The following is an 11,178-nucleotide window of genomic DNA, read 5'->3' as shown; positions in this document are numbered from 1 at the left end:
ACAAAGTGGCATTCAGTCTTTATAAATGAATGCCACTTTTTTTATAAATCAAAAAAGTACCGTGATATTAAGTCCCGTTAATTACTTATGATTACCGCATCTGTGCAAAAATCTGAAAAGCCTTTTTCCTCTGAATGATATATCAAAAAACTCTATCTGAAAAAGTATTTTATATTTCGTTATAGCAAGAGTAACAAAAAAGAGTTAATTATTATTTCTGAAAGATAGAAAAAATTAAGCTTGAGGTAGTATCATACTCTTAATTATTCTGAATACAGTAAAAATGTCCTAAAACCTAATATAATTCCGTAGAAAATGATCTGCTTATTTGCTAGCAGATTGCTACTATAAACTGTGAGTTCATCAGGTAAAAGGACATAAAATGACTCTTGGCACAATCTATTTTGATGCCAATATCATCAATAGATCCAGTGTTTCTCAAATCTTTAGAAACAGCAAAGACCTGATTAGAACAGGTCTAATTTGTTATATCTTCCCACTCGTTATTTCTCCAATGTAGAAGTGACGAAGTAATTTTTTACCTTCTAAATTCAGGATAAATTCACTATGCCAACCATTAACGGTACTAATCAGCCTGACAATCTTGGTAATTCTTTTTCTGTTCTGCCTGATATCATCAACGGATTTGACGGTAACGATACGATTAGGGGCGGATCTGGCAACGATACGATTAACGGTGGTTCTGGCGACGATAGAATTAGCGGTGGAAACGGTAATGATAGCCTTCTGGGCGAAGCCGGCAGCGATACGATTGATGGCGGAAGAGGCAACGATATAATTGACGGCGGATCTGGCAACAATACGATTGACGGCGGATTTAACGGTGACGATAAGATTCAAGGTGGTAATGGCAACGATCGGATTCAAAGCGGATCTGGCAACGATACGATTAACGGCGTATCTGGCAACGATCGGATTGACGGCGGAGCTGGCGACGATAAGATTGACGCTGGTTCTGGCAACGATACGATTAACGCTGGTTCTGGCAACGATACGATTAACGCCGGAGTGGGAAACAATATAATTAACGGTGTATCTGGCAACGATCGCATTAACACCGGATCTGGTGACGATACAATTATTGGCGGATTTGGTAACGATACGATTAACGCTGGTGATGGCAATAATACAATTGACGGCGGATCTGACGACGATATCATTAATACTGGATCTGGCAACGATAGGATTCAAGGCGGATCTGGTAACGACACGATTAACGGCAGTTCTGGCAACAATAGGATTGACGGCGGATCTGGTGACGATAAGATTGACGCTGGTTCTGGCAACGATACGATTAACGGCGGATCTGGCAACGATACGATTAACGCCGGAGCCGGGAACAATATAATTAGCGGTGTATCTGGCAACGATCGCATTAACACCGGATTTGGTAACGATACAATTATTGGCGGATTTGGCAACGATACGATTAACGCCGGTGATGGTAACAATACGATTGACGGCGGATCTGACGACGATATCATTAATACTGGATCTGGCAACGATAAGATTGACGGCGGATCTAGCAACGATAAGATTAACTGCGGATCTGGCGACGATAAGATTAACGGCGGATCTGGCGACGATAGCCTTGTTGGTGGATTAGGCAACGATAGCCTTGTTGGCGGATCTGGCAATGATACGATTAGCGGTGATTTTGGTAACGGTGGTATCCTCACGGGTGTTGGTGGAACTGATGTTCTCACTGGAGGATTGGGTAACGATGTTTTCGATTTTAACTTCGTTTCAGAGAGTCAACCTGGTTTGTTACAGGATGCGATCGCTGATTTTGTGGGAAACGGCATCCTTGCAGGGGATCAAATCGATCTATCTACCATCGACGCTAACTCCACTAAAGAAGGCAACCAAGCCTTCACTTTCATTGGAAGTCGTGCATTCTCTGCAATCGGTCAAATCCGTTATTCAGGAGGTATTCTCCAAGGTAGTACTGATGGCGATCTGTCGGCTGAGTTTGAAATTCGGCTTACAAGAGCGCCACAACTAGTAGAAAGTGACATTATCCTTTAATTTAATATTATCTGCCTTGAAAATAAGGCAGAATGCAGAATTTTGATAATTGAATAGTCGGAAATAAAGATAAGTTTAGCTTGTCTCTTTGATAGTTTATAGTTATTAAATTGCACCGCGTCTACATCAGAAAATCAGGTAATACAATCGCAATATTGCGATGATGCTACTGAATGAAAAAGATGTCAGAGAATTTGAGAAGGCACATTGTAACGCAAGGGATGTAGCGATGTCTACGACGGGCTACGCCTACGCGCTGGTTAACAAGGTTTTTAAGTTATTGATAATTACTTTCTTATACATAACTAGATAAATCACCGAATAAATCTCAAAAAGCAAAACCAACCCTATCTGAACAAAGGTTTCAGATTTTGTTTTAGCGAGAGGAATAAAAAAGGGCTAATTACTCTTTCTTATAAATAGAAAAAACTAGGCTTGAAAGTAATAGTATAGTCTTGTGATTCTGAATAAAGTCAAAACGTTCTAAAAGCTATGCGCTTCTGTAGGAGGAACTTTGCTTGTTTCATAGCAGCCTACTACTGCAATCAGTAAAGATATAAGGACATCACATTACTCTTGGCATAATTTTGATGCCAAATCATCAATACATCTAGTGCTTGTCAAATCTTCAAACTTAACAGCAGAGACCTGTTTCAATCAGGTGTGGTTCAGTTATCTCTTCCCACTCGTTATTTCTTTGCCTTGTATTCTCGGCATTGCTGAATGAAAGTGTGAAATTTAAAAATTCAATATTTGAAACTGTTTCCTTTACACCTTTGGGGGAAACCAAATTCATACTCTTAATCAGCAAAACCGTTTTCTGATGGGAAAGTGACGAGGTTATTTGTTACCCTCTAAGTTCAGGAGAACCTTACTAATGGCAATTATCAACGGTACTATTTTTAATGACAACAATACCATCAACGGTTTCCCATTTATCTTTCGCCCTGCCCTAAATGGGGGTGCTGGCAGCGATATCCTTAATGGCAATGCCGGCGACGATATCTTAAATGGGGGTGCTGGTAGCGATATCCTTAACGGCAATGCCGGCGACGATAGTCTAAATGGGGGTGCTGGCAGCGATATCCTTAACGGTAATGCTGGCAGTGATACCCTTACTGGCGGTGCTGGCAGTGATATCCTTAACGGTAATGCTGGCAGCGATATCCTCATTGGCGGTGCTGGCAACGATACCCTAAATGGGGGTGCTGGTAGCGATATCCTCACTGGCGGTGCTGGGACTGATTCTCTTACTGGCGGTGCTGGCAACGATATTTTCGATTTCAATTCAGTTTCAGATAGTCCTACTGGTTTGTCACGAGATGTTATCGCTGACTTCGTTGGAAACGGTATCTTTACAGGCGATCAAATCGATCTATCTAGCATTGACGCTAACTCCAGTGTAGCGGGCAACCAAGCCTTCATTTTCATCGGTGCTAGCGCATTCTCAGCAGCTCGTCAGGTTCGTTATTCAGGAGGTATTCTTCAAGCTAACATTGATGGGGATCTGTCAGCTGAGTTTGAGATTGGACTGACAGGAGTACCATCACTAGCGGCAAACGACATCATTCTCTAATCTAATAGACTTCTTGCAAAAGCGCTGAACACCCTACTTCTAAGAGCAAGCGTTTAGGAGTGGAGTTCTTATTTATGGTTTATGCAAGAAGTCTAATATTGAAGAATAATTTAGGTGCAAAGCCAAACATACTCCAACTGTGAGAAAATGCGTTAGGCTTTAACCTCTCAAGCATCATATTGCTATAATCAAACACAGTTAAATACTAACAAAGTTCCTCATATCAACTGCACCTAACAGAAGCACATCTAAAAAATAGAAAATTACTAATGCTTGCCAAGGTTCGATCGTGCCGCGTATGCATGAGAAAATCTGTTAATACAATCGCAACAGTTGTGATGATGTCACAATAGCCAAATTGTAAGGCTAGGGGTGCAGCGATGTCTACGACGGGCTACGCCTACGCACTGGTTTAACAAGGGAATGGCACTAAGTTAAAATACAGCTCCGATCCGATCCTGGAAGGCTCCGCCTCCAGTGGCTTTACCATAGCCAGCAGTTCTCTCGAAATACGTTGCTAGTCTTAAGACTAGAAACGAATTCAAATTACACAAATCTTTAGGCTTTTCTTCGTCTTATGCGTCTAACAAAGCTTTTAACTTATTGGCAATTATTTGTTATATATAACTACAGAAACCACTAAACAAGTACCAATATGCAAAACCAACTCTATCTGTACAAAGGTTTTCGATTTTATTATGACCAGAGAATAAAAGAAAGTTAATTATTCTTTTTTCTATTTATAAAAAAGTCTGCTGGGGGGTAATACTATAGCATTGTCATTATGAATACAGTAGCAATGCCCTTAAATCTATATAATTACGTAGAAAAATCTCCTCATTCCTTAGTATTTTCCAACTGAAACAACTGAAAACATAAGGTACAAGGATATCAGATGATTAATGGTACAATTTTGATGTAAGCGTCATCAAATACATCTAGTACTTCTTAAATATTCTCAAATATTCTCAAATATTCAAACTTAATAGTAAAGACCTGTGCCAATCAGGTTTGTTCAATAATATATTCACCACTCTTGATCTTTTGACCTGGTTTTGTCGGCATTACTGAATGAAACTATGAAATTCCCAAATTCCATGTTTGAAATTGTTTACTTTATGCATTTGAAGGAAATCAAATTCATACTCTTAATCAGCAATGCCGTTTTATAATGGGGAAGTAAAGACGTAATTTTTTTCCCCTCTAAGTTTAGGAGAAACTCATCAATGGCAACTTCAATATCAATCTCCTACGGTAGCGGCAGTGTTAGTGCCAGCTCTAGCAGTAGCAGTAGTAGCAGTAGTAGCAATAATGGTCAGAGCGATATCGTTAATGTTAGTGGTGGCAACAGTACGCTTATAGGTGGTGGTGGCAACAGTCTCCTTAACGCTGGTGGTGGCAATGATAGCCTCTTTAGTGGTGCTGGTAACGATACTCTTAACGGTGGTGGTGGCAACGATAGGCTCAATGGCGGTACTGGCAAAGATATTCTCTTTGGCGGTACTGGCAAAGATACTCTCATCGGCGGTGATGGAGATGATGTCCTGACTGGCGGTAGTGGAAATGATATTCTCACTGGAGGATCGGGTAATGATATTTTCGAGTACAACTCAAATTCTGATAGTCCACTTTCCTCACGCGACTTAATCACTGACTTTCGTGGAAACGGTAGCTTGCCAGGCGATCGAATTGATCTATTTACTATCGATGCCAACTCCACTGTTGGGGGCAACCAAGCTTTCACTTTCATTGGGAGTGCCCAATTCTCCGCACCCGGACAAATTCGTTATTCAGGAGGTATTCTCGAAGGTAGCACTGATGGGGATCGGTCGGCTGAGTTTCAAATTCGCCTTATAGGAGCACCACAAGTAGTGTCAAGTGATCTCATTCTTTAATTTAATATTCCTGCCTTGAAAATAAGGCAGGAGGCGTAAGGCAGAAGGCACTAGAGAATGAAAGTATCTCTTTCCCAGTCCTCAGTCCCTAGTCACTATTTTCAAGGCAGATATAATTTTGAAGAATAACTCTAGTGCAAAGTTAGAGTCTCTTCATCTTTGCACCGCAATCAATATCAATATACTAAGCTATAAACGTGGAAAGTCAGAGCCTCAGCTTGGGGCAATGACTTTTTTTCATATTTAAATTCGTATTACTATCCCTAGTATTTCCGGCACTCTAGATGCCTAACACACAAGAATCATCCCTATTTAACACAAACGCTTAGATGAAGATTTATTCTAATTAGAGCTGACCAAAAGCCACGGTGAAACATAGAGAATTACTCATATTCGATCGCACCGCCCAGGCATGAGAAAATCATCAGGTAATACAATCGCAACAGTTGCGATGATGGCACGGAAGGAAAAAAGATGTCGGAGAATTTGAGAAGCCAAATTGTGACGCAAGGAGTGCAGCGATCGCCTAATCGAGCTATGCTGCGTGCAGTTGGTTTTAAAGATGAAGATTTCAATAAAGCCATTGTGGGCATTGCCAATGGCTACAGCACGATCACTCCCTGTAATATGGGGATAAATCAACTGGCGCAAAGAGCAGAGATTGGGATTAAAACTGCTGGGGCGATGCCGCAAGTGTTCGGCACAATTACCATTAGCGATGGGATTTCGATGGGAACTGAAGGGATGAAATATTCCCTAGTGTCGCGGGAAGTGATTGCCGATTCCATTGAAACCGCCTGTACTGGACAAAGTATGGATGGTGTGCTGGCTATTGGCGGTTGTGATAAAAATATGCCAGGGGCAATGCTGGCAATGGCCCGGATGAATATCCCGGCTATCTTTGTTTACGGTGGGACAATTAAACCCGGTCATTACAACGGACGGGATTTAACTGTTGTCAGTTCTTTTGAAGCTGTTGGTCAATACAGTGCTGGAAAAATTGACGAAAAGGAATTATTAGAGGTTGAAGGTCGAGCTTGTCCTGGTGCTGGTTCCTGTGGGGGAATGTTCACGGCTAACACCATGTCTTCAGCATTTGAAGCGCTGGGGATGAGTTTACCCTATTCCTCGACAATGGCGGCAGAAGATGCCGAAAAAGCCGACAGCACAGAAAAATCAGCATTCGTTTTAGTCGAAGCCATTCGTAAACAAATCTTACCCCGCCAAATTATCACCCGCAAATCTATAGAGAATGCCATCTCTGTGATTATGGCAGTTGGTGGTTCGACCAATGCAGTGCTGCATTTTTTAGCGATCGCCCGCGCTGCTGATGTAGAGTTAACCATAGACGACTTTGAAACTATCCGCGCCCGCGTTCCCGTTTTGTGCGATCTCAAACCAAGTGGTAAATATGTCGCTACAGATTTGCACAAAGCTGGCGGCATTCCGCAAGTAATGAAGATGTTACTTGTGCATGATTTACTACACGGTGATAGCCTCACCATCAGCGGTCAAACCATTGCAGAGATATTAGCAGACATCCCCGAAGAACCATCTGCCAATCAAGATGTGATTCGTCCTTGGAATAACCCGATGTATCCTCAAGGACATTTAGCCATCCTCAGAGGTAATTTGGCAACGGAAGGAGCTGTCGCCAAAATTACTGGGGTGAAAAAACCAGTAATTACTGGGCCTGCACGGGTGTTTGAATCCGAAGAAGCCTCTTTAGATGCAATTTTGGCTGGTAAGATTCAAGCTGGTGATATTCTCATAATCCGCTACGAAGGGCCTAAAGGCGGCCCAGGAATGCGAGAAATGTTGGCTCCCACTTCAGCAATTATCGGTGCTGGATTGGGTGATGCGGTGGGATTAATTACCGACGGACGTTTTTCTGGCGGTACTTATGGCATGGTGGTTGGTCACGTTGCCCCAGAAGCAGCAGTCGGTGGTGCGATCGCGCTTGTAGAAGAAGGCGATAGTATTACTATTGATGCACCCGCTCGTTTATTGCAGTTGAATATATCTGAAGAAGAATTGGCCCGTCGTCGTGCCAACTGGCAACCCCCGGCTCCACGTTACACTAAAGGCGTGCTGGCGAAATATGCCAAATTGGTATCTTCTAGCAGTATTGGTGCTGTGACAGATTTAGACTTGTTTTAGTTAACCTGACAACTGTGGCGCAAGTTTGCCTATCTTTAACAAGGGGCTTAAGCCCCTTGTCTGGTTATTTTAGATGATCGCTGGATTTACGCCGTCGTGTAATAGTTTGATCTAGCGATCGCTTCTAAAGAAGTTGCAAGGACAAACTTGTAACTTACTTTGCGATCGCAAGCGTAGTAAAACAAACTGCTGTACCGAAACAACTTGTCAGATGAAATATTGTTGATTGCCTCTAAGTTTTGAAGCTATTGAAGACGGATGTTCTGTGTTTATACCAGATTTTTGCCTGAATTTTATGAGTTTTTGGAAAAATCTTGAAAAAGTTTCAGGAAATTTACATAGAAGAAGTGATGTCAATCGATATACTACAGAAATACTATTGACCATCAACTGCTGAAAAACCTAAAAGGGCACAAAATGAGTTCTGAATCTAATGTCAAACTGACGATCGCTCTTTCTAATCCAGACTTAGATGCAGAGGAGCAAGAACGGGAAGCACGGAATCTGCTGCGAGAAATCAAAGACTTAGATGTTGAAAGTGCTGAACTAGTAGCAGCTACAGAAATACCTCAAGGAGCCAAATCTGTTGGTGGTTTTCTGGTGGGGGTGTTGCAGGCAGAGGTGAGCTTTGCCAATTTTAAAAAATTGTTGGGATTTTTGGGCGATCGCTTGGGTAACAAAAGTATTGAATTGGAAGTCGAGGCTAACGGTAAGAAACTCAAGGTGAAAGCTAGCAGTCAGGAAGAGTTAAACGCCGCCATTGAACAAGCTCAAAAGTTTATCGCGGGCAACTCATAAATTCCATTAGCAAGGAAGAATAGGGAGATGGCAAAAGTAGCACTGCTAATCGGAGTCAGTGAGTATGAACCTGGTCTTACTCCATTGCCAGCAGCGACAAAAGATGTCGAGGCGATGCAGCAAGTTTTGCTGCACCCAGAGATTGGCGGTTTTGATGAGGTAAAAGTGCTGCTGAATCCTCAACAACATGAGATGGCGGTCGCGATCGAAATCTTGTTTGACGATCGTCAAAAAGATGACCTTGTGCTGCTATTTTTCTCTGGTCACGGCATTAAAGACGAGGACGGCAAGCTTTACTTTGCAGCTCATAACACGCGCAAAACCGGCAAGGGAGTACCAGCTAGGGCAACAACAGTGCCAGCTAGCTTTGTGCATGATGTCATGAACAAGAGCCGTTCCAAACGTGAGGTAGTGATTCTCGATTGTTGCTTTAGTGGCGCGTTTGCCGAGGGTATGTCCCCAAAATCCCCAAAAGATGAGGGTTTTGTGGATGTTAAAAACCAATTAGGTGGAGAAGGACGAGCTGTTCTGACATCTAGTACCTCAACCCAATATTCTTTTGAACAGCAAGGGACAGATACTTCAACTTACACCCGCTACATAGTTGAAGGGCTAAAGACTGGTGCAGCAGACCGGGATGAAGATGGTTGGATTTCTGTTGATGAGTTGCATGAATATGCCAAAAGTAAGGTTCAAGAAGCTTCTCCTGCAATGAACCCAGAGATATATGCCATAAGAGAAGGTTATAAAATCAACCTTGCCAAAGCACCGAGTAATGACCCTATGCTCACGTATCATCGAGAAGTTAATTATTGGGTAGAGGGTGGTAACGGCAAAATTTCTGTTACTGGTCGTGCTGCATTGGAAGGGCTACAAGAGACACTGAAACTATCGCCTGAACAGGCTGCTGCAATTGAAACTCAGGTTTTAGCACCCATTGAAGACAAAAAGAGAAAATTGCAGCGATATGAGCTAGCATTCCGCGACGAAATTAAACAAGGGTTTCCTCTGAGTGATAGAACTGCCGCGAATTTGAAACGTCTTCAGCAAACCTTGGGACTTAGAGATGAAGATATAGCCTTAATTGAAGCTCCTATAATTGCAGCATTAACCAACTCATCGCCAGTAGATTCTCCACGCATAGATGGAAATAACAATTATAAACGTCATATATCTGAAGCTTCCACAGAACTACTCGCTCCATCTCCACTAGATTCTCGATATGCTGGAAATAGCTATTTTAAACGCGATTTAATTGAACCTCCCAACCGAGATCCAGTAGATTATCCACCCTCAGGAAATAGCAACTTTAAACGCTACATAGGAGCGTGCATCATCGGAATATTTATTGGTGTTACTACTGTAGTACACATAAAATCTACAGCAAACTCTTGTGCTAGTAAACAGGAATATAGTTTGGGTGACAAAATTAGCTGGGGTGAAGAAATTTTAGTGCGACAATATATACACCCATATAAACAAATTGCAGTAAAAGCATTTTTAAATAGTAATTGTCAGCTTGCTGTCGATGAATTCAATTTATATCGAAGTGAGCACCCCAGAGATCCAGAAGCATTGATTTATTTGAATAATGCTGAGGCTCTTAAAAAAGATAAGCAAATTAAAATTGCAGTAAGTGTACCCATTACGAACAAATTGGAGGTAGCGGAAGAGATATTGCGTGGTGTGGCTCAGGTTCAAAATGAGGTCAATCATAGTGGTGGTATAAATGGGAAGCTATTACAAGTAGTAATTGCTGATGATAATAATGATCCAACCCTGTCCTCAAATATTGCTCAACAATTTGTCAGTCAACCAGATATTCTAGCTGTAGTGGGACATAATGCTAGTGAGGCTTCCCTTAGTGCATCGCTAGTATATTCGGGAAAGTTAGTCATGATTTCTCCCACTAGTTTTGCACCAGAGATATCTAACAAAAACTATATATTCCGCACGGCTCCCGATATTTCATTGGAGGTAGACAAACTATCTTCTTACGCTATCAATGAGGCTAAAAAAAAGAATTTTCTTATTTGTACTGATTCCTCAGCATTAGATAATAACGAGCTAAAAGAGAAGTTTGCTAAAAAGATAGATTCCTATGATCGTAAAGTTAAAGTTAATAATACAATTTGTGATATTTCTGCTCCAGACTTTAACGCTAATAAAGTGATTTCTCAGGCTATCAATAGTGGCGCAGATGGCTTGATATTAACTTTACATAGAGAAAAAATTCAGCAAGGTGTAGCACTAGCACGAGAAGCTAAACGAGGGTTAGCACTATTTGGCATTCACACACTGTATTTAGACACAGGCAGCACTCTAAATGATGGAAAAGATGATTTTAATTTTAATGGCATGGTAGTGGCTACACCTTCTCATTCTAAAGAATTTACCGCTGGTAATTTTGCGCGAGATGCTAAACAACTTTGGGGCGCACCTGCAAATACCTGGCGAACAGTAGCAGCTTATGATGCTACTTTGGCCATAGTTAAAGGTTTACAACAAAGTAATACCCGAGAGGGATTACAAAAGGTGTTGTATAGTGATAGTTTTTCAGTTGATGGTGCTACAGGAAGCTTTAAGTTTCTACCATCAGGCGATCGCACAAATAATTCCATGTTCTTAGTCCAAGTTCAACAAAAAGCTGGTAAAAAAGACGAATATGAGTTTGTGCCGATTCAGCCTTAATTTTGAAGC

6 protein-coding genes are annotated in these 11,178 nt (G+C 41.6%); all 6 read left to right on the top strand.

The features are described from left to right. Nucleotides 1–567 precede the first annotated feature (567 nt). The 6 genes from V7K53_RS28185 (at nucleotide 568) to V7K53_RS28160 (ending at nucleotide 11,169) form a co-directional block, all read left to right on the top strand. Complete coding sequence (locus tag V7K53_RS28185) at nucleotides 568–2,049, top strand: calcium-binding protein (protein WP_335200773.1); 1,482 nt, start codon at nucleotides 568–570, stop codon at nucleotides 2,047–2,049. An 877-nt stretch (nucleotides 2,050–2,926) separates the two neighbouring features. Then, nucleotides 2,927–3,625 carry a calcium-binding protein gene (locus tag V7K53_RS28180; protein ID WP_335200772.1) on the top strand — a complete coding sequence of 233 codons (699 nt, stop codon included), beginning with the start codon at nucleotides 2,927–2,929 and terminating at the stop codon, nucleotides 3,623–3,625. A 1,226-nt stretch (nucleotides 3,626–4,851) separates the two neighbouring features. Continuing rightward, a complete protein-coding gene (locus V7K53_RS28175; protein ID WP_335200771.1) occupies nucleotides 4,852–5,520 on the top strand; it encodes a calcium-binding protein in 669 nt (222 codons plus the stop codon). A 474-nt stretch (nucleotides 5,521–5,994) separates the two neighbouring features. Continuing rightward, nucleotides 5,995–7,680, top strand: a complete 1,686-nt coding sequence (ilvD, locus tag V7K53_RS28170) for a dihydroxy-acid dehydratase (RefSeq protein WP_335200769.1) — start codon at nucleotides 5,995–5,997, stop codon at nucleotides 7,678–7,680. A 417-nt stretch (nucleotides 7,681–8,097) separates the two neighbouring features. Next, a complete protein-coding gene (locus V7K53_RS28165) occupies nucleotides 8,098–8,478 on the top strand; it encodes a hypothetical protein (protein ID WP_335200768.1) in 381 nt (126 codons plus the stop codon). 27 nt (nucleotides 8,479–8,505) lie between these two features. Then, a complete protein-coding gene (locus V7K53_RS28160; protein WP_335200767.1) occupies nucleotides 8,506–11,169 on the top strand; it encodes a caspase, EACC1-associated type in 2,664 nt (887 codons plus the stop codon). Nucleotides 11,170–11,178: the final 9 nt, after the last annotated feature.

Origin of the sequence: Nostoc sp. (assembly GCF_036917355.1) — a bacterium.
Classification (GTDB): domain Bacteria; phylum Cyanobacteriota; class Cyanobacteriia; order Cyanobacteriales; family Nostocaceae; genus Nostoc.
This window is presented reverse-complemented; position numbering and strand designations above follow the sequence as displayed.

What these genes read in the sequence shown, in the direction of transcription:
- V7K53_RS28185 (WP_335200773.1), top strand. Translation starts at nt 568, where the DNA reads ATGCCAACCATTAACGGTACTAATCAGCCTGACAATCTTGGTAATTCT.
- V7K53_RS28180 (WP_335200772.1), top strand. Translation starts at nt 2,927, where the DNA reads ATGGCAATTATCAACGGTACTATTTTTAATGACAACAATACCATCAAC.
- V7K53_RS28175 (WP_335200771.1), top strand. Translation starts at nt 4,852, where the DNA reads ATGGCAACTTCAATATCAATCTCCTACGGTAGCGGCAGTGTTAGTGCC.
- ilvD (WP_335200769.1), top strand. Translation starts at nt 5,995, where the DNA reads ATGTCGGAGAATTTGAGAAGCCAAATTGTGACGCAAGGAGTGCAGCGA.
- V7K53_RS28165 (WP_335200768.1), top strand. Translation starts at nt 8,098, where the DNA reads ATGAGTTCTGAATCTAATGTCAAACTGACGATCGCTCTTTCTAATCCA.
- V7K53_RS28160 (WP_335200767.1), top strand. Translation starts at nt 8,506, where the DNA reads ATGGCAAAAGTAGCACTGCTAATCGGAGTCAGTGAGTATGAACCTGGT.